The organism is Actinopolyspora mortivallis, assembly GCF_003001495.1.
GTDB classification, from domain to species: domain Bacteria; phylum Actinomycetota; class Actinomycetes; order Mycobacteriales; family Pseudonocardiaceae; genus Actinopolyspora; species Actinopolyspora mortivallis_A.
This window is the reverse complement of the sequence record NZ_PVSR01000044.1, coordinates 1-22,514: the sequence shown is the minus strand read 5'-3', so window position 1 is coordinate 22,514 and position 22,514 is coordinate 1. Positions and strand designations below refer to the sequence as shown.

At 66.5% G+C, this 22,514-nt stretch carries 24 protein-coding genes; 23 read left to right on the top strand and 1 reads right to left on the bottom strand.

The genetic code is table 11. The annotated features are described in order from the left end of the window. Positions 1-146: 146 nt before the first annotated feature. From CEP50_RS17560 to CEP50_RS17465, 20 genes are all read left to right on the top strand, one after another. The gene (locus CEP50_RS17560) at positions 147-665 is read left to right on the top strand and encodes a SigE family RNA polymerase sigma factor (RefSeq protein ID WP_106115036.1); all 519 of its coding nucleotides are present in this window, start codon (positions 147-149) and stop codon (positions 663-665) included. 12 nt (positions 666-677) lie between these two features. Continuing rightward, a complete protein-coding gene (locus CEP50_RS17555) occupies positions 678-1,352 on the top strand; it encodes a hypothetical protein (RefSeq protein ID WP_258175387.1) in 675 nt (224 codons plus the stop codon). 195 nt (positions 1,353-1,547) lie between these two features. Next, positions 1,548-1,871, top strand: a complete 324-nt coding sequence (locus CEP50_RS17550; protein WP_106115043.1) for a DMT family transporter — start codon at positions 1,548-1,550, stop codon at positions 1,869-1,871. Between the two features lie 67 nt (positions 1,872-1,938). Continuing rightward, the gene (locus CEP50_RS17545) at positions 1,939-2,550 is read left to right on the top strand and encodes a TetR/AcrR family transcriptional regulator (RefSeq protein WP_106115034.1); all 612 of its coding nucleotides are present in this window, start codon (positions 1,939-1,941) and stop codon (positions 2,548-2,550) included. 48 nt (positions 2,551-2,598) lie between these two features. Next, positions 2,599-3,075: a hypothetical protein gene (locus CEP50_RS17540; RefSeq protein ID WP_146134842.1), complete on the top strand. Its 477-nt coding sequence runs from the start codon at positions 2,599-2,601 to the stop codon at positions 3,073-3,075. A gap of 6 nt (positions 3,076-3,081) precedes the next feature. Beyond that, positions 3,082-3,402 carry a transcriptional regulator gene (locus CEP50_RS17535; protein WP_106115032.1) on the top strand — a complete coding sequence of 107 codons (321 nt, stop codon included), beginning with the start codon at positions 3,082-3,084 and terminating at the stop codon, positions 3,400-3,402. 1,061 nt (positions 3,403-4,463) lie between these two features. After that, positions 4,464-5,630 (top strand): class V lanthionine synthetase subunit LxmK, encoded by a 1,167-nt coding sequence (gene lxmK, locus CEP50_RS17530; RefSeq protein WP_146134841.1) that lies wholly within the window; start codon positions 4,464-4,466, stop codon positions 5,628-5,630. Then, positions 5,627-6,583 carry a T3SS effector HopA1 family protein gene (locus CEP50_RS17525; protein WP_106115031.1) on the top strand — a complete coding sequence of 319 codons (957 nt, stop codon included), beginning with the start codon at positions 5,627-5,629 and terminating at the stop codon, positions 6,581-6,583. Before lxmK ends, CEP50_RS17525 begins: the two co-directional genes overlap by 4 nt. 109 nt (positions 6,584-6,692) lie before the next feature. Further along, entirely contained in the window at positions 6,693-6,902 is a 210-nt protein-coding gene (locus CEP50_RS17520; RefSeq protein ID WP_106115030.1) for an LxmA leader domain family RiPP, read from the top strand. Positions 6,903-6,965: 63 nt separating this feature from the next. Continuing rightward, on the top strand, positions 6,966-7,148 hold the full coding sequence (locus tag CEP50_RS17515; RefSeq protein WP_106115029.1) for an LxmA leader domain family RiPP: 183 nt from the start codon (positions 6,966-6,968) through the stop codon (positions 7,146-7,148). Between the two features lie 153 nt (positions 7,149-7,301). Beyond that, positions 7,302-8,303 (top strand): methyltransferase, encoded by a 1,002-nt coding sequence (locus CEP50_RS17510; protein ID WP_181188437.1) that lies wholly within the window; start codon positions 7,302-7,304, stop codon positions 8,301-8,303. A gap of 72 nt (positions 8,304-8,375) precedes the next feature. After that, positions 8,376-10,112, top strand: a complete 1,737-nt coding sequence (locus CEP50_RS17505) for an ABC transporter ATP-binding protein (protein ID WP_219905540.1) — start codon at positions 8,376-8,378, stop codon at positions 10,110-10,112. A 17-nt stretch (positions 10,113-10,129) separates the two neighbouring features. Then, complete coding sequence (locus CEP50_RS17500) at positions 10,130-11,089, top strand: LLM class flavin-dependent oxidoreductase (protein WP_106115026.1); 960 nt, start codon at positions 10,130-10,132, stop codon at positions 11,087-11,089. Further along, positions 11,086-11,748, top strand: a complete 663-nt coding sequence (locus CEP50_RS17495) for a flavoprotein (protein ID WP_106115025.1) — start codon at positions 11,086-11,088, stop codon at positions 11,746-11,748. Before CEP50_RS17500 ends, CEP50_RS17495 begins: the two co-directional genes overlap by 4 nt. Before the next feature lie 47 nt (positions 11,749-11,795). Next, on the top strand, positions 11,796-12,623 hold the full coding sequence (locus CEP50_RS17490) for a hypothetical protein (RefSeq protein WP_146134840.1): 828 nt from the start codon (positions 11,796-11,798) through the stop codon (positions 12,621-12,623). A 17-nt stretch (positions 12,624-12,640) separates the two neighbouring features. Further along, positions 12,641-15,217, top strand: coding sequence for a M16 family metallopeptidase (locus tag CEP50_RS17485; RefSeq protein ID WP_106115023.1), 2,577 nt, complete (start codon positions 12,641-12,643; stop codon positions 15,215-15,217). 12 nt (positions 15,218-15,229) lie between these two features. Then, positions 15,230-15,925 (top strand): GOLPH3/VPS74 family protein, encoded by a 696-nt coding sequence (locus CEP50_RS17480; RefSeq protein ID WP_106115022.1) that lies wholly within the window; start codon positions 15,230-15,232, stop codon positions 15,923-15,925. Between the two features lie 76 nt (positions 15,926-16,001). Then, positions 16,002-17,114: a macrolide family glycosyltransferase gene (locus CEP50_RS17475; RefSeq protein WP_146134839.1), complete on the top strand. Its 1,113-nt coding sequence runs from the start codon at positions 16,002-16,004 to the stop codon at positions 17,112-17,114. A 94-nt stretch (positions 17,115-17,208) separates the two neighbouring features. Continuing rightward, positions 17,209-18,090 (top strand): ABC transporter ATP-binding protein, encoded by an 882-nt coding sequence (locus tag CEP50_RS17470; RefSeq protein ID WP_219905542.1) that lies wholly within the window; start codon positions 17,209-17,211, stop codon positions 18,088-18,090. Further along, complete coding sequence (locus CEP50_RS17465; protein ID WP_106115019.1) at positions 18,087-18,923, top strand: ABC transporter permease; 837 nt, start codon at positions 18,087-18,089, stop codon at positions 18,921-18,923. The genes CEP50_RS17470 and CEP50_RS17465 overlap by 4 nt, the downstream gene beginning before the upstream one ends. A gap of 105 nt (positions 18,924-19,028) precedes the next feature. Here the strand turns inward: CEP50_RS17465 and CEP50_RS17460 are convergent, their stop codons facing one another. Then, positions 19,029-19,232 (bottom strand): hypothetical protein, encoded by a 204-nt coding sequence (locus CEP50_RS17460; RefSeq protein WP_106115018.1) that lies wholly within the window; start codon positions 19,230-19,232, stop codon positions 19,029-19,031. Positions 19,233-19,465: 233 nt separating this feature from the next. Here CEP50_RS17460 and purB point away from each other — a divergent pair, with 233 nt between their 5' ends. From purB to CEP50_RS17445, 3 genes are all read left to right on the top strand, one after another. Beyond that, entirely contained in the window at positions 19,466-20,899 is a 1,434-nt protein-coding gene (gene purB, locus CEP50_RS17455) for an adenylosuccinate lyase (RefSeq protein WP_106115041.1), read from the top strand. A gap of 58 nt (positions 20,900-20,957) precedes the next feature. Then, on the top strand, positions 20,958-21,860 hold the full coding sequence (locus CEP50_RS17450) for a phosphoribosylaminoimidazolesuccinocarboxamide synthase (protein ID WP_106115017.1): 903 nt from the start codon (positions 20,958-20,960) through the stop codon (positions 21,858-21,860). Between the two features lie 93 nt (positions 21,861-21,953). Further along, positions 21,954-22,514 (top strand): hypothetical protein (locus tag CEP50_RS17445; RefSeq protein ID WP_146134838.1); only part of this gene is annotated, 561 nt, incomplete at its 3' end.

Sequence of the window (22,514 nt, the reverse complement as noted above, 5' to 3'; positions counted from 1 at the left end):
GTCGTTCGTGGGGAATCGGGGCGCGCACCCCGGCCGGACGGGCGCTGCGGTGGGGGTGTGGTGACCGTGCTGGTCCGGCATGCAACCGTGTGGGACGGACGAACCGTCCTGTCACGTGTCGGCACGCAACGAGCGGAGGCTTCCGCGTGGACCAACGCGAGGAGCAGGAGTTCGCGGAGTACTTCGCGGCTCGGCGGGAGGCGGTGCGTCGCATGGCCTACATGATGTGCGGCGACTGGCACCGCGCGGACGACCTCGCCCAGCAGGCGTTCATCGCGGTGCACCGCAGGTGGCGCAGGATCCGCGACAAGGAGGCGCTGGACGCCTACGTGCGGCGGACGCTCACCCGGGCGGTGATCGACGAGTCCCGGAAGCCGTGGCGGCGGGAGCGCGCGGTGGAGCGGCTGCCGGAACGGCCCTCCGGCGACGGCGAGGTGGACGACTCCGTGACCACGCGACGTACCTTGCTGGCCGGACTGCGCATGGTGCCGCCGAAGCAGCGGGCCGTGCTCGTGCTGCGCTATCTGGAGGGACTGGACGTGGCCGGGGTGGCCGAGGTCATGCGATGCAGCGAGGGCAACGTGAAAAGCCAGACGGCCCGGGGACTGGAGGCGCTCCGCGCCGCGCTCGGCGACTCGCTCGGCGATCTGCGGTCGACGTCGTGAGGAGGTGCGGTGGTGCGTGAGCACGAGCTTGCCGAGTTGTTCCGGGACGCGGCGGGGGAACCCCCCGAGGCCACGTTCGACGAGCAGGACGTGGTCCGCGCCTCGCGGCGGGTGACGGCCCGCAGGCGGATGGGCGCCGTCGGAGGCTCGCTGGCCGCGGCGGCCGTGCTGGTCACCGGGATCGGTGTCGGGACGGGGTGGTTACCCGGCGGGACGACCGGTCAGAGCGAACGTCCCCGCGCCGGGGTGTCGGAGCAGGGAGCTCCCTCTCCCCGGTCCGGTGGGGGGCAGGGCCCCACGGCGTTGTCCGTGCCCGGCGGCTCGCAGGGGTGCGGTCCGCCCGACCGGAGGCTGGCGGGGGCGCTCTCGGAGCAGTTGCCCGGCCGGAGCCCCTCCGGGGAGCCGGTGGCCGCCGAGGAGTGTCCCCCCGGGGCCGAGGCTGCTTCCTTCCGGGTGCGCCGGGAGGGCGGCAGCGGCAGCGTCACCGCGATCCTGCGCCCCGCCGCCGCGGGGCTCTCGACGGGGCCGGCCGAGGTGCGGCGCCTCCCGGACGGTGGTCTGGAGGTGACCGTGCGCGCCGACAGCGGCAAGGAGCTGACCCTGCGCAGCAGTCCCGGTCGGGACGGTTCGGCGCCCTATGCCGGTGAGCTGCGGGAGATCGCCCGCGAGCTCGCCGGGCGGTTGTGACTCACGTCCTGCGGAGAGTCCTCCTCCGGGGCACTCTCGGGCGGCGGCGTGTTCCCGTCCTGTCGTGCGGCGGCGCCGTGACGGGTGCCGGACGACAGGGGACGGTGGCTTCGCCCACCAGAATGGGACGCGCGTACCACTTTTTGGCTAGTATGTCCGGTGAGCAACGGGACGTACTCGAAGGACGTGGCGAGCATGGCGTGGCTGGTGTTGATCCTTTCCGGGGTGCTGGAGGCGGGATGGGCCGTGTCACTGAAACTCTCGGAGGGTTTCAGCAGGCTGCTGCCCAGCCTGACCTTCCTGGTGCTGTCGGCGGGCAGCTTCGTCGGGCTCGCCTGGGCGATGCGGTCGCTGCCGGTGGGGCCGGCCTACGCGGTCTGGACCGGAATAGGGGCGGCGCTGACCGCGGTGATCGGCATGGTCTGGCTCGGCGACGCCGTGTCCGTGGTCAAGATCCTCTCGATCGTGCTGATCATCTCCGGGGTGCTGGGGCTCAACCTGGCCGGTGTCGGGCACTGAGCCGACCCGGGCGCGGGATGCCCGTCGCTCCCTCTCCCGGCCGGTGGGGGTCGCTAGGATCGGGTCGATGACGGCGGCGAGCACCCCGAAGGGGGAACGACGGCGGCACCTGCTCGTGGTCGCCGCCGCCCAACTGCTTTCCGAGGGCGGGTTCGCGGCGGTCCGGCACCGGGCGGTCGCCGAACGGGCCGGGTTGCCGCTGGCCTCGACGACGTACTACTTCGACTCCATCGAGGAATTGATCACCGCGGCCGTGCGCCACGAGGCCGAGCAGGAACTGGAGGCGGGCAGACAGCGGCTGCACCACCTCTCCGAGCGGTCCTACGACACCGGCGACGTGGTGGAACTGGTGCTGGACCTGCTGCTGGGCGAGGACTCCCGGGACGGTGGGGTGGACTCGGTGCTGCTGCGCTACGAGCGCCTGGTCGGCTCCCCGCGCAGGCCCTACCTGGCCGAGCCGATGCGAGAGATGGCCGCCCGGCTGCACGAACTGATCGACGAGATATTCCGACGTTCGGGCATGGACGTCGACCGGGAGCGGATGTTCGAGCTGATCGCGCTGGTCGACGGGGCCGTGGTCAACGCCCTGATCGAGAGCGACCCCGACCCCCGGGGTGCTGCCCGAAGGATGCTGCGCACCCAGTTGGAGCGGGATTCCTCGTCTCGTGAGGGGCAGTGACCGAACTTCTACTTGCCAGACCGGAAAGTGGTGATTACACTTTCCGGTATGGAAAGTGGTTGGGGTTCGACCTCGCGGACGGATGTTGAGGACGCGCGTCGTGCGTTGGATGATGCCGCTGTCGCTCGGCAACGGGGCGCGGCACGCGCCGTGAGTCCGTGGTGGTACCACGTCGCCACGGGATTGGTGCTCTTCTGCGTGTTCCTGTCGTTCAGTGTCGGTGGCGGTGTCGTGTTCTTCGTCCCGCCGTTGGGGGCAGTGGCGGTGATCGTGTTGGGGGTGCTGGTGCGACGTGTTCGTGGGGTGGAGGTCGACCGCACCCGTGACCTGAGGGGCGGATGGGGGCCGAACATGTGTTACTACGGCTTGTTTCTGGTGTTGACCGGGGTCGGCGCCTATCTCGAGTTCGGTGCCCAGTGGCGCTGGTCGATGGCTGTGGCGGGAGCGCTGCTTCTCGTGCCGACGATCATGATCGGCCGTCACAACGATCTGGCTAAACGGCGGGAACGAGGCGCGAGGGCGTGAGCGCTGATGATCGAGGCGGTTTTCGATGAGGTGATCCATCCCAGCAACCGGCTACAGATCTGCGCCATGCTCGCCGAAGGGGGTTCCTGGGAGTTCGCCACCGTACGCGATGAGCTGGGACTGAGCGATTCCGTGTTGAGCAAGCAGGTCAAGGTCCTGCGGGAGTCCGGATACGTGACAGTGACCAAGAGCCCCAGGAACCCACGCAGCCGCACCTGGCTCGCCCTCACAGCCGAGGGCAGAAGAGCGCTGGAGGGACATCTGACCGTGCTGCGTCGCATGGCGGAGCGCTCCTCACCGGCGCGGACCCGGGAAAACGAGCAGTGATTGGTGGTGACCGCCCTTTCCGTGACCGAGCCGGGCCGCTGGTCCGGAACTGAACCGAAATAAAAATACGGTCACCGTTTCCCGGATTCGGAGTGAACCCCTCGTGGTTCGGACGCCGGGGTGGTGGCCGTATTTTTCGTGGAAACGCCCTGGCGGGTTCCTGACGAGGGGCAACGGCGGCGAGCGCGGTGGTGAAGGACCGCACCGAAGCGCCGGGGCGTGCCGCGGTCCACCCATGGCCGACCGTGCGAAGAAGGTGTGTCTCCGGGAGGGACCCCTCCTCAGGCTTCCCACACCGCGCTTGCCCCGGAACGTCTCGGCGATCGTGCGCGGGTCCCGGTTCACTGTTCGACAGGTGTTCGTCCGGCACTTCTTTCCCGGGGAGCGGGGTTCGAGCGTGGGGCCTTCCGCCTGCCGGGGCCCGAGCTCCGTACAGGGGACCGTCTCCTCCCACCGGGCCACGAGGACTCCCGTCCGTTGCGGTTCGTCCCGGTCTCTCGCGCCTCATGGGCCGGGATCCGCCCCCGTCGTAGCCCGCAGCTTCCGAAGAGGTTATGGGCTTCTCTCGTGCGAGAGGCTAAAAAGGAGTATTTTCTTCTACCCTTTTCGGGCTAGTACGGTGACCTGTCGGAGGGTGCGTGGACTGCGTCATATGGTTTTTTGAAATCGTTTTCTCATTTTTTTCGCTGGATACGGATTTGGTTTCCGCCGAGCGGGTCGTGTAGTCCCCTTGCATTTCTTCTCCTTTTTCGCAACTGGTCTGATTGGAGTGTGATATATTTAACACATTATCGACACTTTGTGAGCTACTCCATTAGTGTGAAATCGCAAGCCGATAAGCGGATATGGATCCGGTCTGGTTTCCTTCTGTGGAAGTGCGTCTTTCCTGTGTCGCAGTTGGAGGCGATCGCTTCTGGGCAACTTTCGTGCGTGAATTTTTTGACAGTGTTCGTTTTGTTTCCGGGGTTCTAGATTCGCGCCCCGCTCTGCTGTCGCTGTCGTGGTGGTAGAACTCGTCCCAGTGGATCCGTGAGAGTGGAGCCCGAATGGTTTCACCGCCCATGATCGATACTTCTTACGAGGAAGATTCTTCGGTTTCCCCGCGGGGAGGTAAGGCAAGAAAGAACAAGGGATCAACAGGGTTCAAACCGGTTGATCTGGACGGAATACCGGCGGTGGAGGGGCTGCTCACGAGGCTCGGTCTCGGAGTTTTCCTGCGTGACTCGTTGAAAGCTCCAATAGGTCGCAATGACGTGTGGGCGGGCCCTACCACGGTCGGAAAAGATGTCTTCGTGAAAAGACTGCTCGGTTCCGAGGAGGACGTGAGCTCCCGGATGCGGCGTCTGATGGACTTCGAACGTTTCTCCGCCGAGCTCCCTCCCGGATCCGCTCGCAGCCCCACTCTGCTGGGAAGTGACGAAAAAGCGGGGATCGTCGTCTACGAATACCTGGACAACACCAGAAACGCTGTGGAACTCGTGGTGGACGAGTCGTTCGACGACGAGCTCTCGGAACTCGTGGGAAACGCCATGGGGCGGCTGCACGGGACGGATCCCGGAACGGAGGTGACGATCGACACCTCGGAGCCCCCTCAGCCCTCGGTGCGGCTGTTGTACGGTCTTTCGTCCTCGATGTTCGAAAATCTGAGTTTCGGGGAGTTGTCCGCTTGGCGGATCATGCAGCAGGACGAGGAACTCATAAGGGGCGTCGAGCGACTCCGAGAAATGGAACGACGGGCTCCGAAAGTTCCTGCTCACTGTGATCTCAGGGTGGATCAGTTCCTGGTCGCCGAGGACGGACTCTACGTTACGGACTGGGAGGAATTCCGACTCGCGGACGCCGCTCGGGACGTGGGAGCTTTCGCGGGTGAATGGCTCCACCGATCCGTCCTCGACATCGTGACCAGCCGAGGTGACACCACATTCGTTGACACGGAACTGACCCATGAGAAGGTTTTGGAGCGCGGTGTGACGAAGATGCGGCGTCTGTTGCCCCGGGTGCATCATTTCTGGCGCGGTTATCTCGGTGCACGGCCGAGCATCGACGAGGAGTTCGAGTCACGTGCGACGGCTTTCGCCGGCTGGCATCTGTTGGACCGGCTGATCGCCGCTGCCGCTCGTACCGCCCGTCTGTCCGGTATCGAACGAGCCGCTGCGGGGGTGGGACGAGCAGCGCTGCTGACTCCGGAGAAGTTCGCGAGCACACTCGGGTTCGAAGGAGCACGATGACTACCGAGACCACACCCACCTCCGCGCACTTGGTGGAGCTGCTCAACGGGGTACACATCTCCGAGGACAGGTGCTCTGCCACCGTTTCGGATCGCGAGCTCGAAGCCGACGACCCGAACGAGCTGCGCAGACTGCTCGCGGAATCCCTCTACGAGGTGCTGCATTCCGGTCAGCGGGAACAAGAGGAGTTGCCTTTCCGGATCAGGGACGAAGAGTTCGAACGGGAACTTTCCGAAGTGGTACCGCACCGGACGAGTACGGCACGGGCGCGAGTGTGCACCCCGCCGGCGGATGTCGAGGGGCCCGCGGACACGGTGCTCGTCGAACGTGACGGCGTTCGGGTCTGGGTTCCCGCCGAAACCGTGTTGGACGGATCCGCCGGCTCGCACGGATCGACGGTGACGCTGGAGGTCTCCGCGTTGCGGCCCGCCCTGTCACCCGGCTTCTTCGTGGTGGATGGCTCCACTCCCCGTACTCCGGGAGGTGGTGCGGTTCGGGTGTACTTCAACGTCGCTGACTGGAGACGTGTGGCGGGGTTCTGGTCCCGAATTCTCGGTTATCTGGAGGACAGAGGAGTGGCCTACCGCAGCAAGGTGCTGTCCGTGAAGCAGATGTATCCGAGACGGGACGCGGTCGTGGTCTATCTGGCCGAGAAGGACGAACACGTGGTCGACGGTCTGGTCGAGGCCGTGGACGGTTCGGACTGTCTCGACACGGAGACCTCCGCCTTGGCCGAACGTCTCGGTCCCGGTACGGCCGTGGCTCGGGAACCCGCTGACACACGTGCTGGTATGGGGGGACTGAGTTTCGGTCAGCACCGCGCGAGCGTACTGGCCTATGCCCTGATGGACAGCGCGGCTGGGACCGCTTCGTTGGCCGGAGCGCTCGAACAGCGGTGTGTGGAGGCGAACATCGATCCGAATCGCCCCGCGCGCAATCTGAACTCGCTGTGAGACAAGTTTGGCTGCCGGATCGGGAGAGAATCGACCTGAACCGGTTGCAAGGGGTGCGGAAACGTGCCTCTTGTTTTCGGTTCAGTTCGTCAACGGAAAGGAAAAGCTCATGGAAAAGAGCGCCGCCATCATGGAGCTCGTCTCCAACTACAACACTTACGCCGATGCGGGTGAGCTCAACGTCACAACGGCGTCGGACGCCCCCGCCACCTCTCCCGCCTGCGCCGTGAGTGCGGCCGCGAGCGCGGCCAGCTCCTGGTACTGCGTTTCCGCCGCTTCCGGTGCGAGCGTTTCGGCCACCGCCGAGGCCAACTGCTGAAGTACTTTCGGCGGGAGATCGCCGAACAGGAACATGACTCTTTTCTCGTGAAAGTGAGGAAAAATGGAGAAAACCAGTGCGATCATGGAACTGGTCGCGGGATACGAGGCCTACAGCCAGGCCGACGAGTTGAACGTGACCGCGGCCACCGATGCACCGGCTACCAGCCCGGCCTGCATCGCGTCCTTCTCGGCGAGCGCCGTTTCCAGTAGAACCACCGTCGACACCTACAACAACGGCTGCTGACAGCCGCAGATGAACCGGGGCGGGTGTGGTGTCGGACCACACCCGCCCCACCCGTAAGAACACTTCGGATCATTCCCGGGTTGGACGAAGTGGACCAACAACGTCCTACCCGTACGAATGTTCGGTGTCGTGATACGAATGGGGAATCCGGTGATGGATGGCGGTACTGCCGGGCGAACTCTCATGGGAATGGCCGACCTGCTGCGCCCTTCGGCTGTTCGTGCCGCCGCTACGCTGCGGTTGGCCGATCACGTTGCGGCCAGTTCCGGAAATCTGGAAGAAATGGCCGAACGGACTGGTACACGACCGGAACTTCTGGACGTTCTCCTGCGCTATCTCGTGGATATCGGACTTTTCCGTCGCGATGCTTCCGGGCAGTACGGGATCACCGATCTCGGAACCCCGTTGCTGGAGAATTCCCCGGAAAGCGTCCGCCGTCATCTCAGCGTGGACGGGCTGTTCGGCAGGGCGGATGCGGCGTTGATCGGTCTGACACACACGATCCGTACCGGAGAACCGTGTCACGTGGCCACGTTCGGACACGGATACTGGGAGGCCGTCAACGAGTCCCCGGAGTTCGCCGAGGCGCTGCAGCACGCGGACGAATCCGGGTTGAGCTGGGACATGGAAACGATCCTGGAGTCCTACAACTGGTCGGACGTCGACAGCGTGGTTGATGTGGGGGGCCACAACGGAACGCTGTTGGCGGAGTTGGCGCTCCGGAACCCGGGACTACGCGGCACTCTCGTGGACCTGACGAACGTGGTGGAGGTCGCACGCCGAAAATTCTCCGCGCAGAGGCTGGACGACAGGTGCGAGGCGGTCGTCGGAAGTTTCTTCGAACCGTTGCCCACCGGTGCCGACGTGTATCTCCTTTCGGCGATTCTCGCCGACTGGAGCGACGAACAGGCCGTCGAGATCCTGCGACGCTGCGCGGAGGCGGCCAACCCCCACGGACGTGTGTTGTTGGCCGAGGTCAACATGCCCATGCACGATGCCTACCTGGAACTGTGGATCCGGGCCACGATGCCCGCTCCGGTTCGCGAGGTTTCCGAGCTGGTGGCGCTGGCCGAGAGGGCGGGACTGCGGTTGACCTGGGAGGGACCCGTCACGCAGGTCCGCTCGATGCTGGAGTTCGCTCCCACCACGCCCTGAACAGTCCGACGCGGGTAACTCACATTACCGAGAAAGTTGCGTGAAATGGACGCACAGGAGCAGGAACCGCGGTTGAGGATTTTGCGGGAGCTGGCGCGCGGCAAACGCGGCCAGGTCGTGCTGATCGGATTCCTCGCCGCGGTGTCCGCGGTCGCGACGTTGGTACTGCCGTTGTTCGTGGGGCGGTTGATCGCGGCGATTCAGCGGGCGGATGAGCTCACCGGTTGGGCCGTCGTGCTGGTCGCGGCCGGTTTTGGTTCCGCCACGGCGGGGGCGGGGGCCACGTACCTGCTGTCCAAGCTGGGGTTGCGGCTGATCTACCGGTTGCGTGCCCGAACCATGCGGCACTCGTTCGGGTTGCGTCTGGCTGACGCCAGGGAGGAGGGGTCCGGCAACCTCGCCACCAGGCTGACGGCCGACGCGGTTCGACTCAAGACCGTCATCGACATCGGACCCATTCAGCTGCCGATGGCGGTGTTCACCGTGCTCGGCACCTTGGTGATCATGGGATTGTTGGACTGGGTACTGCTGCTCGTCACAGTCGGTGCCTTCGCGATCGCGGTGGCGATCATCTCCGTGGTCGTAGTCGGACTGCGGCGCAAGTACGTGGCCGTCCAGGAGGAGGTCGGTGCTCTCACCCGGCACTTCGTGGCGGCCCTGGACTCCCTGACGATCATCAAGGCCTGCCGTGCCGAGTCGAGAGTGGCCGACGGTTTGGCGGAACGGGCCGAACGGGCCGCGAAGTTGGACATCGCGGCCGCCAGGATGGAATCCCTGATGGTCCCGGTGATCAACCTGGGACAGCAGATCGCCTTGGTGAGCGTGGTGGTCGGCGGTGGCGCTCGTATGGTGGGTGGCCAGCTGACACTGGCCGACTTCGTCTCGTTCCTGGTTTATCTCCTGCAGCTCACGGCTCCACTGATCATGACGGCTTCCGGGGTGGGAAATCTGCAGGTCGGCCTGATGGCGCGCAAGAGGTTCGATGACTTGTTCGCGAAACCGGTGGAGTACACCGGTGAGGAGACACGGGGGGAGACGGAGCTTCCGGACTGCTCGGCCGACACACCGGCTGTTCGGTTCGAGGCCGTGAATTTCTCCTACGACGAACGTCCCGTGTTGCGTGAGGTGGATCTGTGGGTCCCGGCTCGCGGACTGACGGCCATGGTCGGTTTGTCCGGTTCCGGCAAGACCACGGCGCTCGGACTGATCGAACGGTTCATGAAGCCGGACTCGGGGACGATCCGGGTGTTCGGGCGTGAACAGGACGCCTGGTCGTTGGACGCGTTGCGGAGACAGGTCGCCTATGTGGACCAGGAGGCGACATTGGTGCACGACACGGTGCGCAACAACCTGGTCCTGGGGAAGGACGGCTCCGTCGACGAGGAGGAGCTCTGGTCGGCCCTGGAAAGGGTCGGGTTGGACGGGGAAGTGTCCGCTCTGCCGTACGGAATCGACACACGCCTGGACGGCGTGACGGAACTTTCCGGTGGTCAACGGCAACGGTTGGCTCTGGCGCGGGCGGTGCTGGCCGACGCGCGGTTGGTGCTGCTGGATGAACCCTCGTCGCAACTGGACAGTGTGAACGAGCAGAAACTGCGCGAGGTCGTCGACAGCCTCGCGGCGGATCGTGCGGTGCTCGTGGTGGCACACCGGATCTCCACCGTCCAGCACGCCGATCACGTGATCGTGCTGGATTCCGGCCGGATCGTGGAACAGGGCTCACACGATCATCTGTTGCGCGACTGCACGGAGTACGCGGAGCTCGTCAGCGGCCAGATGCTGACCGATCCGGACCGTGCGACCGTCTAGGAAGCGAGCCGTAAGCCATGAGGACGTTGTCCGTACTCATCCCTTTCGCCCCCACCCGGCCCGAGCAGGTGCTTCCCTGGGCGGCCTTCGTCCAGTGGAGTGAAGCGTATCGGCTCTGGCAGGGGCAGGGAGCGGTGATAGAACCCCATCAAACCTTCACGGTGGCGGCCGCTTCGGGATTCCGGATTCCCGTCGGTACCGGGGTTACCTTGATGCCCTTCGAACACCCCTTCCAGGCCGCGCTGCAGGTACGCACTCTCGCCATGACCACGGGACACCCGTTGGTCGCCGGTTACGGACCCGGAGCGGCCGCGTTGCAACGTGGTCTGCGCGACGCCCCTTACGGTAGTCAGCTGGGTGCCGTCCGGGAGTACGTCGACATCATGCGTGGGCTGTTGGTCGATGGATCCGTCGACCAGGAGGGGACCTATTTCTCCTGCCACAACGGACTCACTCCGCTGCCCCGTCCCTCGGTCGAGATCGGTCTGGGAGTGTTGCGTCCGGGGATGGCCCGCCTGGCCGGGGAGATCGCCGATGTCGCGATCACGTGGTTGACACCGGCCCGCTACATCGAGGAGGTGCTGCTGCCCGAGCTACGGGTGGGCGCGGACCGCGCAGGCAGGCCCGTGCCGCGTGTGGCCGCGATAGTCCCGCTGGCGTTGTCCGGTTCCGAGCGGACCGCCACGGAGCTGGTACTCGCCAGTAACGCTGAGCACGTGAAGCTGCCCCACTACGTCGACATGTTGCGCCGTTCCGGGATCGACGTGGACACCGCCGATCCCACTTCGAGGGCCGAGGCGTTGCTTTCCGGACGTGCCTTCCTCAACGGGAACTCGGAACGGATCGCTGAGCAACTGGAGGAGTTCGACGACGCCGGGGTCGACGAGATCGTGCTGAACTTCACCGGTGTGTGTGCCCGCTTCGGCATACAGGCGGCCCTCGGTGAGGCGGAGACGGTGCTCGGGGAGATCACGTGAGGGGCGAGGCACAGGAGACCTCGGAGGTCCCCGATTTCGGTGTCCGGCGGTTGCTGCTGGTGACCACCGGCTCCTCGTGGGCCACGGGGACGCCGATGTGGGTGTACTGGATGCGCAGCTCCTATCCGGATCTGCGGATCACGATGCTGCTCACGCGCAGCGCACGACGGTTCGTGACCCCTCAGGCTCTCCGGTCGCGTGTGAACGGCGAGGTGCTGTGGGACGAGTGGCCCGAGGACGAGGGAACGGCGCGACACGTCGAACTCGCCGAATGGGCGGAGGCGATCGTGGTTTATCCCGCCACATTGCATTTCGTGGGGCGCCTCGCGTCGGGTTTGGCCGACAGCCCCGCTCTGCTGGCGGCGCAGTGCGCGAACGTCCCGGTCGCTGTGGCTCCCGCGCTGCCGCCGGGAGGGATGGACAGTCCCGCTTTCCGAGACCACTGGGAGACATTGGTGCGGCGTGAGAACACGGTACTGGTGCCACCGGTTTCCGGGCCGAGTCTGACGACGGGCAGAAACGACGCCTGGGTGCCCCCCACCTTGTTCGAGGTGCTGGAAATGGTCGAACAACGACGTGTCGAGCTCGCCGCCGCTGAGGCGACGGAGTGCTCACCGCCCGATCCGGCTCCCCTTCTCGCGGACAGGACGAGTTTATGACTGCGTGTACCGAGGACGAACCGCTCACCGAATTCGGTACGGGTTTGTTGAGTACCGTGATACACCGGAGCGCCACGGGTTTTGTCTGGCGCAGAGAGGCCGGCCCGCTCGCCCCCACACCGCTGCGTCCGGCGGACGTGTCGCTTCCGGAGTCCGCCACTGAATCCGCCTCGGAGGACGGCGTACGGCTGGTTCCCGGCCAGGCGGTGGGCAAATCGCGCCTCTACCGCGTGCGCGGATGGGAGTCGCTGGCCACCCGGTTGCTGCGAGACGGTGTGCACGGGGACGTGGAGACCCCTCTGTACGGGTTGGGGCGGGTGCTGCGTGCGTTGCACGCCTGTACGGCTCCGACATCGGTGACCGAACCCCCTCGGGGATGGTTGCGACTCGATCAGTGGTTGTCCGGACGTGCCCGTGTTCCGCGGGCGGCATCGGCCGGGATCGAGTTGCGCAGGCAGCTCGGCGTTCGACGTTGGGACACGCTGCGGGAGTGGTGTGACCGAGTGCTGGCCGACAACGAAGGTGCCCTCGCGCACGGAGGCCCGGGGCTGGGGTCGGTCGTGGTCGGTGCGGACGCCGCTGCCGACGTGCTGGTCGGGGAGGACCTGGGAACGGCTCCGTGGTACTTCGATCTGGGCTGGGTTGTCGGGGAACTGGTCGAGCTCAAGTGGTACAGCAACGGCAGCCAACAGGATTGGCAGCCTCTCATCGAGGCGCTTTTTCGCGGGTACGGCCGTGATCTCGGTGCGGAGTGGAACCGGATGGCGAGTCTGCGAATCGCATTGCACCTGCACGACTACACGGCTTATGTGGCCCGGAATCCTGAGGAGTTGACACGCTACGCCGACTTCCTCGGTTTTCTGATCGATCTGTGAGACGTGAGAGTTCTGTCATGGCCCAGACGCGGAAAGAGTCCGGACTTCGACGTGAAACGCTGTCCAACGGGCTGCGTGTGTTGTTGGAGGCGCTTCCCGGTGCGCCACGGGCCTCGGTCTCTGTTCACTACGGAGTGGGTTTCCGTGCGGAGGAGCCCGGTTGGCAGGGATTCGCGCACCTGTTCGAGCATCTGATGTTCCGTGGCAGCGCAAACCTCCCGAACGGACGTTTCTACGATCACGTCCACCGCTTCGGTGGGTATGCCAACGGCACAACACACCAGGACTATACCGACTACTATCAGACGGTTCCGCTCGGCGCGCTCGAACAGGCCCTTTTCGCGGAAGCGGATCGGATGCGTGCCCCCACGTTCACCGAGGAGAATCTGGCCGAGCAGTTGGAGGGGATAGAAAGAGAGATCGACGAAGCCGTCACCCGACGTTCTTACGGTGGTTTTCCCTGGCCTCTGCTTCCCGCCGCGATGTACCGTACGTTCGTCAACGCGCACGACGGTTATGGTGATCTGAGCAGGTTGCGCCGCAGTACCGTGGATGACTGCGCGGAGTTCTTCGAAACCCACTATTCTCCCTCCAACGCGGTACTGACCGTGGTCGGTGACATCGAACCGAGCAGGGTTCTACGACTCGTCGAACGGCACTTCGGTGACATCCCCGCGCGGCCGGTGGCCCCGCCGCCGTGCTCCTCCGAACGACTGGACGCGGATCGATGGTTGTCCCGGAACGAGTCCGGTGTCCGGGCCCCCGCCGTTGCTGTCGGGTACCCGCTGCCGGATCCGGAACGGGACCGGCGCGGTTACCTGACGCACATGGTGCTGGCGGCCATGTTGGACGGATACGGACGTGAAACCGGTCATGCCCCGAACATCAGTGCCGGCTGTGGTTTTTTCGGTCCGCTCGATGCCAGGGACCCCGATCCTCTGGTGGTCACTGCCCTGGTTCCCCCGGAGGTGTCTCCGGAATCCGTTCCTCGGGTGCTCGAAAGACAGTGGGAGGAGTGGTCCCGCGCAGACGGTCTCGACGAACTCGTGGAGCGGGCGGTGTCGAGTGCGGTCGTCCGCAGGCACCGTATTCGGACCGACTTGGCGGCCCGTTGTCGTGAGTTGGGGCGCTCAGAGCTGCTTTTCGGAGCCGCCGAACAGGTGGACGAGCTTCCGGAACAGCTCGCCACGATAACTTCGAGTGAGGTAGCACACGCCGCAAGGGCGTTGCGGGCTGCCCCCAGGGGAATCCTGGTGGTCGAACCGGGGGAACAGCGTGACGAGTTCCCGGCGGCCCCTGGGGACGTTGCGGGGGCTTCCGCTGACTGGCTCGGGCGTGGGCGTTCGCGCACCACCGTGAGGACGATGGCCACCGCAGGGGGAGTTCGCGAGTTTCCCGCCTGTGCGGAGCAACCGGAACTGCGGCTCGGTGAACGGCGGGACGAGATGGTGTACGGGGGACCGCGGGTGGTGGCGATCGTCGACGACCGCGTGCCCGTGGTGGAACTCAGACTGCGTCTGCCGTTGGGACTGCCGGGATGGCGGGACACGTCGCTCGTCGAGGGGCTCGTGGGGCTGCTGGAGGAGCGTGTCCGTGCGGGGGCACGGGCGCGAGCGTTCGGAGGCGAACTCGTGTTCTCCGTCGACGGGCAGTGGCTGGACGTCGAGGGGCACGCTCCCACCGAACGGGTGGACGCGTGGCTGAGCCTCCTTCACGAGGCGCTGTCCACCAGGGGTTTCGACGGCTACGACGAAACTTCGGTCCGGCGGAGGGCCGATTTCCTCCGGCACCAACCCGACCGGATGCTCGATGACCTCCTGCGTCGTCGTTGGCTGGAAGAGCCCTGCTGTGAGGAGTTCCCTGACGGAACCTCGCCCACGCTGGATGCTCTCTTCGATTCCGTGACGGATCTTCGTGACGGGGTGTTGATCGCCGTCGGCGACCTCGATCCGGAGACGTTCCGGGAACGTGTTGAGGAGGTGCTGGCCTCGGATACGGCAGGGGGGAGGCGTGTCGTTCGACCTGTGCCGTCGGTGAACGGACCTGTGACCGTGTCCGACCACGAGCACGACGAGGAGCACGTGCTGTTGTGCCGTCCCGAGTCCGTCGAGGAGAGCTCGTCTCCCGCTCGGTATCTGGCGACGGCCGTTGCCGGAGGCTACTTCCGTTCCCGGCTGGCAGCACGCAGTATCCGCCACGGACGGGAAGGCTACCGCGTTTTCGCGGGAAGGGACGCCTTCCTGGACGGTGCGCGTGTCTATGTCCGGGCGACTCTGCCCCGGGGACGCGTCGCCGAGGCCCTCGCCGAGATCCGCGCGGAGCTGAGCGGGCTCAGTACGGACCCACCGTCGGAGTCGGAAGTGGGGCGGGCGCGTGAGTTCTGTGCTGCCCAGATGCTCGGTGTGGCTGACTCACCGGCGACGTTGGCCGACATGGTGCGAGGGGCCGTCGCCATGGGGGGAAGCGTCGACTGGCTCGAACGGTTGCCGGTCCTGTTGAACGAGACCGCTACCGCCGAGGTGGTCGCGGCGGCAGAGCAGTTGTTCGCCGGCCGTTCGTCGATGAACTTGCTGTTCGGTGATGTGGACCCGTGAAGGGGAGTGAGGATGTCCGATTCCGTACTCGGTGATCACGTCGCACTGATCGCCGACGACCTGTTGTTGCTGTTGCTCGGCGACGGCTCCGGACGGCCGGTGGTGAACGGTTCGGAAAGGGACACGGCGATCGCGGGCGCCGTCATGCTCGAACTGATCGGTTCCGGAAAGGTGGAGATCACCGGCTCGGAGGAGGCTCCCGAACGGATCGAGATCGTCGTCGTGGATCGTTCCACCACCGGAGACGAGGTGCTCGACCAGGCCCTTTCACGGCTTCCGGAAAAGCCCGTGAAACTGAGGAAGGCCGTTCAACGGAGCGCTGCGAGCGACCGTGATGCCGTGTTGAAGCGCATGATCCGGAAAGGAAAGATCAGTCGTGAGGACATGAGTCTCTTCGGTGTGACTCGGGTGAGGAGTTGGCCACCTGCCTACGGGAAACACGTGGAGACCTTCGCCGAGCGTCTTCGGGAGGTGCTCGTCGACGGGGACGAGCCCGAGGAGCGGACGGCGCTGCTGGTGGAGCTGTTGTGGGCTTCCGGTGCCACACACGCTGTGGTGGGTGGGGACAGGGCACGGGTCGAGCGACGCGCTGCGCGCATCGCCGAGCGGGACTGGTCCGGTTCCGCCGTCGGCCTCTCGATCCGCGGTGTTCGGTCGGTGATGGTGGCCGCCATCGCCGCGGCCGGCGGCGCTGCCGCAGGGGGGTGAAGAACCTGTGACCGAGACCTTCGACCGTGGCCCCGGTCAGCCGAACGGACACCGACGTTCTCTTCACGTGGCGTTCATGACCGTACCCGCGCACGGACATGTGAACCCCACCCTGGGATTGGTGAGTGAACTCGTCTCACGTGGCCACCGGGTGACCTATGCGATCAACGAGGACTTCGCTCCCCTGGTCGAGGAGGCCGGTGCCAACGCGCTGTGTTACGAGTCCACGTTCCCACCGGCGGACGATTTCGGCAGGGGGTGGCCCGGTCCCGGAGAGGCGGAGGCCGCTGCTCGGAAGTTCTACGAGGAACGGGAGGCGGCGCTGCCCCAGGTCGCCGCCGTCTACGAGGGAGATCTGCCCGATGTGGTCCTCTACGACATCGCGGCGGGACACGCCCCGGTCCTCGCCGGCGAATGGGGGGTGCCGCAGGTCCAGCTCTCACCCACCCACGTGTTGTACCCCGACGCGGATGCCGTGGATCCCGGGGTGAAGTCCGAGGATGGGGTGGTGGGGGACGATGTGGATCCCTCCTCGTACCCCCCTCGGGGGAGGACTCCGCGGCGCTGCCTGGTGACGATGCCTCGATCGTTCCAGGTGGACAATGGCGAGCCGGGTGACCATTACGCTTTCGTGGGGCCGATGTTTTCGGGACGCGTCGTGCACGGGAACTGGGTTCCTCCGGACGATCGCCCAGTGGTGTTGGTGTCGCTCGGTTCCGTCTACAACGGAAGCATTGATTTCTTCCGGACCTGTGTCGAGGCGTTCCGGGAGCTCGACCGGCACGTGGTGGTCGCTCTCGGCCGTTCCTTCGAGGAGAGGGAGTTCGAGGGGGTTCCCGAAAACGTCGAGATTCACGAGTGGGTGCCACAGATGAGGGTGCTGCCTTGGACCTCCGCCTTCGTCACGGCGGGAGGGATGGGCAGCACGATGGAAGCGCTGAGTCACGGAGTCCCGCTGGTGGTCGTCCCGCAGGCGGTGGACCAGTTCGTCACGGCGCGGCGTGTGGTGGATCTCGGGCTCGGCACGAGCCTCTCGTCTGCCGCGCTTACCCCGGAGGCGTTACGTGCGGCCGTGCTGCACGTGTCCACCGACGAGCATGTCGCCCAGCGGGTACGTGCGATACGTGAGGAAATCGCCGAGAGCGGTGGTGCCCGCAGAGCCGCGGACATAGTGGAGACGCATGGCTGAGTACCAGAATTCCCCGCGAGACGCCGTACGGGAACGAGTCGCCCCCTCGAAGAATCCGAGGGAGGAAGCGGTGATCGACGTGCGCGACCTGCGCATGCGCTACGGCACGACCGATGCGTTGCGTGGGGTCGACTTCACGGTCCGGCGTGGTGAGGTCGTCACTCTGCTGGGTCCGAACGGGGCGGGCAAGACCACTGTCGTCGAGATCTTGGAGGGGTTCCGGAAACGTTCGGCGGGTGAGGTGAGCGTCCTGGGAACGGACCCGGAACAGGCGGACGAGCGCTGGCGCGCCGGAGTCGGGGTGGTGTTGCAGTCCTGGCGGGACCACAACAAGTGGCGGGTGAGGGAGCTGCTGACCCATCTGGGTTCCTACTACGGTCGTTACTCCACCACCGAGGTGAGCAGGCCGTGGAACACCGACGAGCTGATCGACGTCGTCGGTTTGAACGACCACGCCGACAAACGGATAGGCAGTCTTTCCGGAGGTCAGCGCCGACGGCTCGACGTGGCGACCGGGATCGTCGGCAAACCGGAGCTGCTTTTTCTCGACGAACCGACCGCCGGTTTCGATCCCCAGGCGCGTCACGAGTTCCACGAACTCGTGCGTGATCTCTCCGGAGCCGAAACGACGATCCTGCTCACGACCCACGACCTGGACGAAGCCGAGAAACTGGGTGATCGTGTTCTCATACTCGTGGGGGGACGACTCGTGGCCGATGCTCCCACCGGAGAGCTATCAGAACGGGTTTCCGCGGAAGCCGAGGTGCGCTGGAGGCTGTTCGGACAACGCTTCACCCACGTCACAGCAGAACCCACTCGTTTCGTGCGGGAGTTGTTCGCCGAACACGGCGAAGCCGTCGAGGATCTGGAGGTGCGCCGGGCCGGTCTGGAGGAGATTTACCTGAGCGTGGTGCGCGATGTCGAGGCAGGTCGAACCGAAACGGCTGTCCGTGAATTGGCGGAGGTAATGCGGTGAGGATTCCCTTCGACGTCTTCCGTGTGGGAGTACGGCGCGGTCTGACCGAACTGCGACACACCTTCACCAACGCACAGGATCTGTTCGGACAGGCGTGCTGGGCGGGTGTGCTTCTCGGTGTGTTGCTGTGGACCCGCGACGATCCGCTTCCCGGAACGCCCGTCTCGATCAGCGCCTTTCTGCTTCCGGGCCTGGTCGCCATGAGTGTCGGTTTCAACGGGATGGTTTCGTTGGCGCAGTCGTTGACCGTCGAGCGTGAGGACGGAACGCTGTTGCGGGCCCGCACTCTTCCGAACGGGATGTTGGCCTACCTGCTCGGCAAGGTCGTCACCGTTTCCGGGACGGTGTTGGCGAGCACTGCCGTGCTGCTGGTTCCCGGGGCCTTCGTACTCGACGTGCTGGCTCTGCACCAGGTGGATACATGGCTCATGCTGGTGTGGGTACTGCCTCTCGGGCTGGTCGCCACTCTCCCCGTGGGAGCCGTCATCGGCTCGTTGACCGACAATCCCCGTAGTATCGGTTTGGTCATGTTGCCGATCCTGGGGATCGTTTCGATCTCCGGTGTGTTCTTCCCCACTTCAGCGCTTCCCGAATGGCTTCGACAGCTCGGGCAGATGTTTCCCGTGTACTGGTTGAGCCACGGCACACGTTCCGCGCTGCTTCCGGAAGGTTCCGTTCCCGAAGGAGCCTGGTTGGAGACGTTCGGCATGCTCGGCCTCTGGGCACTGGGTGGGCTGGTGGTGGCCCCGTTCGTGTTGCGCTTCATGGCACGTCGTGAGTCCGGATCCAACGTGGCCGCACGCCAACGGAGGGCCATGCGGCGGATCGGGTGACTGTTCGTCGGAGGTGTGTTCCGTTCGGGGATCACCACCCGTTTCGGAGTCGGACACCGGTTTCGGCGGTGGTGTTCACGTCCCGGCGGGGGCCGTACGGCGGTGTCAGCCGGAAGGATCGGTGGTCCCGTGCGGACGGGCCGCGATGCGCCGGCCCTCGTCGATGACCTCGGCGTCGAGCTCCGTCGCCGTGCACTCGGTGTGGTCGAGCAGGTCGTAGGCCTCGTCGAGGCCGACGAACGGTACGGCCGGGTCCGCATCGATCCCGTGGTTCACGGTGACACGCCGCGCGAACTCCCGAGGGGCCATGTCCCCACCAACAATCGTCGGGCGAGCAACCGTACGGCGTGCTCCCACGGCACCCTCGCCACGACTTCGGAAGAGGACATCCCGTCGGTGATCGGTTTCTCGCGTTCGCCGGTCCAGTGGTTTTCGACGCGGAGCACCCCCGGGCCGAGACGACCGGTGACGCCCCCGGCCGGTTCCGAGTCGTTTTCGTGCGGGCGGGAGGTCCCCGCCCCGGCCCGGTATCCTTGCCGGACGTGACGGACAAGCCCAGCATTCCCGACGCACTGGCGAGCCGCTACGCCTCGCCCGAGTTGGTGCGGCTCTGGTCGCCGCGACACAAGGTGGTTCTGGAGCGCAGGCTGTGGCTCGCGGTGCTGCGGGCGCAGTCCGAGCTCGGCGTCGACGTCCCGGAGCGGGCGCTGCGGGACTACGAGGAGGTCCTCGAACGGGTCGACCTGGACTCCATCGCCGAGCGGGAACGTGTGACCAGGCACGACGTCAAGGCCCGCATCGAGGAGTTCAACGAACTCGCCGGGCACGAGCACGTGCACAAGGGCATGACCTCGCGGGACCTCACCGAGAACGTGGAGCAGCTGCAGATCCGGCGCAGCCTGGAGCACGTGCGCGACCGCACCGTGGCGGTGCTGGCCAGGCTCGGGCAGCTGGCCGGCGAGCACGGCGAGCTCGTCATGGCCGGGCGTTCGCACAACGTCGCGGCCCAGGCGACCACACTGGGCAAACGGTTCGCCACCGCCGCCGACGAGCTGCTGGTGGCCTACCACCGGCTGGAGGAACTGCTGGCGCGCTACCCGCTGCGCGGCATCAAGGGCCCGGTGGGCACCGCCCAGGACGCGCTGGACCTGTTCGACGGTGACGAGGACAAGCTGGCGCAGCTGGAGCGCAGGGTCGCCGGTCACCTCGGTTTCGGACGGGTGCTCGGCAGCGTGGGGCAGGTGTATCCGCGTTCGCTCGACTTCGAGGTGCTCACCACCCTGTCGCAGCTGGCGGCCGCCCCGTCCAGCCTGGCCAAGACGATCCGGCTGATGGCGGGCAACGAGCTGGTCACCGAGGGGTTCAAACCGGGCCAGGTCGGTTCCAGCGCCATGCCGCACAAGATGAACACCCGCTCCTGCGAGCGGATCAACGGGCTGGCGGTGGTGCTGCGCGGCTACGTCTCCATGTCCGGGGAGCTGGCCGGGGACCAGTGGAACGAGGGGGACGTGTCCTGCTCGGTGGTGCGCCGGGTGGCGTTGCCGGACGCGTTCTTCGCCTTCGACGGGCTGCTGGAGACGCTGCTGACCGTGCTGGACGAGTTCGGCGCGTTCCCCGCCGTGATCGGGCGGGAACTGGACCGCTACCTGCCGTTCCTGGCCACGACCAAGGTGCTCATGGCCGCCGTGCGCGCCGGGGTCGGCCGGGAGAGCGCCCACGAGGCGATCAAGGAGCACGCGGTGGCCGTGGCGCTGGACATGCGCGAGCGCGGTCTGGAGCGCAACGACCTGTTGGACCGGCTGGCCGCCGACGAGCGGATCCCGCTGGACCGCGAGCAGCTCGGGCAGCTGGTCTCCGATCCGCTGGAGTTCACCGGCGCGGCCTCCAGCCAGGTGCGCGAGGTCGTCGGGGAGATCAACGGGATCACCGAACGGTATCCGGAGGCCGCCGCCTACACACCCTCCCCGATCCTGTGACCCGGCCGGGTGGCTTCCCCCCGGGAGGACGTCGTCTCCGGTGAGGCAGAATGCCCCCGTGGTCGCGCTTTCCGAGTACCGTCCGGTCGCCGCAGGCAAGGTCCGTGAGCTCTACGAGGTCGACGAGAACCATCTGTTGATGGTCGCCTCCGACCGCGTGTCGGCCTACGACCACGTGCTGAGCACTCCCGTGCCGGACAAGGGGCGGGTGCTCACGGCGATGACCGTGTTCTGGCTCGAACTGCTCGGCGACCTGGTGGACAACCACCTGGTCGCCGTGGGGGACGACCCGCGCATCCCTCCCGAGGTGCGCGGCAGGGCGTTGCTGGTGCGCAACCTGGACATGCTGCCCGTGGAGTGCGTGGCCCGGGGCTATCTCACCGGTTCGGGGCTGAGCGAGTACCGCAGCACCGGCGCCGTGTGCGGGGTGCCGTTGCCCGACGGACTCACCGAGGCCTCGGCGCTGCCGGAGCCGATCTTCACCCCGGCCACCAAGGCCGAGCTGGGCGAGCACGACGAGAACGTCAGTTTCGCCGCGGTGGCCGAGACGGTGGGCCCGACCATCGCCGACCGGCTCCGGGACCTGACGCTGCGGGTCTACGAGCGGGCCGCCGACCACGCGCGGCAGCGCGGGGTGATCCTGGCCGACACCAAGTTCGAGTTCGGCGTCTCCTCCACCGGGGATCTGGTGCTGGCCGACGAGGTGCTCACCCCGGACTCCTCCCGCTACTGGCCCGCCGACGAGTACGAGCCGGGCAGGCCGCAGGCCTCCTTCGACAAGCAGTACGTGCGGGATTGGCTGACCTCCCCCGAGTCGGGGTGGGACCGCGCCTCGGACGTGGCTCCCCCGCCGCTGCCCGCCGAGGTGGTGGCCGCCACCCGGCAGCGCTACGTGGAGGCCTACGAGCGGATCACCGGCCGCGACCTCGCCGACTGGCCCACCGACGCCGAACAGGGCTGACCCCGCCCGCCGTACGTTCCTTTCCCCCGCCGCTCACGCGGGTGTCGTGTCGGGGACACGTCCCCGTCACGGGGCGCTGGCCCCATGGGGTCCGTGGGTACACGACTCGTGGTCGCGCTGCACGGGATCTCCGGCGGCGCCGAGCTGGAGGACTGCGCGCGTCTCGCCCGCGCGTTGGGGGAACGTGCCGTTCCGTTCTGCCCGCTGGTCCGACCCTCCGTGTTGGACGATCCCGCCGTGGCCGAGTGGGTGGCCCGGCGCGCGGGCTTGGGGGACGCCGTGGCGCTCCACGGCGTCGGCGGGACGCCCGGCCTCGGACGGGCCCCGCACTCGCTGCCGGAGCACGAGGCGCGGCTGTGGCTGTCGGCGGCGTTGCTCCCGTTCGAGCGGCTGGGGCTGCGTGTCGTGTCCTTCGCCGCCACGGGCGACCGGGTCTCCGCCGGGTTCCTGAGGGCGCTGCGGGATTCCGGTTTCGTGGTCTGCGCGAGCCCGGCGGGGCTGTGGGACCTCTGGAGCGGGGGGACACGGCGCGTGCCCACCCGGGGCCTCGCCGGGGGGAGGTGGCCGTGGTCCCGTGCGCGTCCGGGGGCGCGGCGGGCGTGCGCCGGGGGAGGTGCCCCGGTGCGACTGGCGGTGTCCGCGGCGGACCTGTGC

What these genes read in the sequence shown, in the direction of transcription:
- lxmK (WP_146134841.1), top strand. Translation starts at nt 4,464, where the DNA reads ATGATCGATACTTCTTACGAGGAAGATTCTTCGGTTTCCCCGCGGGGA.
- CEP50_RS17460 (WP_106115018.1), bottom strand. Translation starts at nt 19,232, where the DNA reads ATGGCCCCTCGGGAGTTCGCGCGGCGTGTCACCGTGAACCACGGGATC.
- CEP50_RS17510 (WP_181188437.1), top strand. Translation starts at nt 7,302, where the DNA reads ATGGATGGCGGTACTGCCGGGCGAACTCTCATGGGAATGGCCGACCTG.
- CEP50_RS17480 (WP_106115022.1), top strand. Translation starts at nt 15,230, where the DNA reads ATGTCCGATTCCGTACTCGGTGATCACGTCGCACTGATCGCCGACGAC.
- CEP50_RS17525 (WP_106115031.1), top strand. Translation starts at nt 5,627, where the DNA reads ATGACTACCGAGACCACACCCACCTCCGCGCACTTGGTGGAGCTGCTC.
- CEP50_RS17545 (WP_106115034.1), top strand. Translation starts at nt 1,939, where the DNA reads ATGACGGCGGCGAGCACCCCGAAGGGGGAACGACGGCGGCACCTGCTC.
- CEP50_RS17485 (WP_106115023.1), top strand. Translation starts at nt 12,641, where the DNA reads ATGGCCCAGACGCGGAAAGAGTCCGGACTTCGACGTGAAACGCTGTCC.
- CEP50_RS17470 (WP_219905542.1), top strand. Translation starts at nt 17,209, where the DNA reads ATGCGCTACGGCACGACCGATGCGTTGCGTGGGGTCGACTTCACGGTC.
- CEP50_RS17515 (WP_106115029.1), top strand. Translation starts at nt 6,966, where the DNA reads ATGGAGAAAACCAGTGCGATCATGGAACTGGTCGCGGGATACGAGGCC.
- CEP50_RS17500 (WP_106115026.1), top strand. Translation starts at nt 10,130, where the DNA reads ATGAGGACGTTGTCCGTACTCATCCCTTTCGCCCCCACCCGGCCCGAG.
- CEP50_RS17550 (WP_106115043.1), top strand. Translation starts at nt 1,548, where the DNA reads ATGGCGTGGCTGGTGTTGATCCTTTCCGGGGTGCTGGAGGCGGGATGG.
- CEP50_RS17520 (WP_106115030.1), top strand. Translation starts at nt 6,693, where the DNA reads ATGGAAAAGAGCGCCGCCATCATGGAGCTCGTCTCCAACTACAACACT.
- CEP50_RS17535 (WP_106115032.1), top strand. Translation starts at nt 3,082, where the DNA reads ATGATCGAGGCGGTTTTCGATGAGGTGATCCATCCCAGCAACCGGCTA.
- CEP50_RS17540 (WP_146134842.1), top strand. Translation starts at nt 2,599, where the DNA reads ATGGAAAGTGGTTGGGGTTCGACCTCGCGGACGGATGTTGAGGACGCG.
- CEP50_RS17475 (WP_146134839.1), top strand. Translation starts at nt 16,002, where the DNA reads ATGACCGTACCCGCGCACGGACATGTGAACCCCACCCTGGGATTGGTG.